The organism is Bacillus sp. SIMBA_005 (assembly GCF_046535585.1).
Taxonomy (GTDB): domain Bacteria; phylum Bacillota; class Bacilli; order Bacillales; family Bacillaceae; genus Bacillus; species Bacillus pumilus.
Genome location: NZ_JAWRWI010000731.1, coordinates 1 through 256, shown reverse-complemented (window position 1 = coordinate 256; position 256 = coordinate 1). Strand labels below are relative to the sequence as shown.

The 256-nt window shown below is 58.2% G+C and carries 1 protein-coding gene; it reads left to right on the top strand.

Features of this window, described 5'->3' with window-relative positions:
- Positions 1-51: 51 nt before the first annotated feature.
- The coding region (locus SB660_RS21990; RefSeq protein ID WP_410584574.1) for an SDR family NAD(P)-dependent oxidoreductase at positions 52-256 on the top strand (205 nt) is incomplete at its 3' end.

The following is a 256-nucleotide window of genomic DNA, read 5'->3' as shown; positions in this document are numbered from 1 at the left end:
CGTGACGAGCAATTACTCGCCAGGGCCTGTGAGCAGTTGGGTGAGGCTGCCATGCCGTTGGTGATCGATCTGCTCGTCCCTGACAGCTGCGCGACCCTGATGCCGGGCATCCTGGCAGTTGCCGGCCAGCTCGATATCCTGCATGCCAATGCTGGATGCTATGTGGGCGGTGAGTTCGTTGAAAACGACATGGCAGCCATCGACCGCATGCTGAATCTCAATATCAATGCCGTGGTCAGGAACGTGCATGATGTGC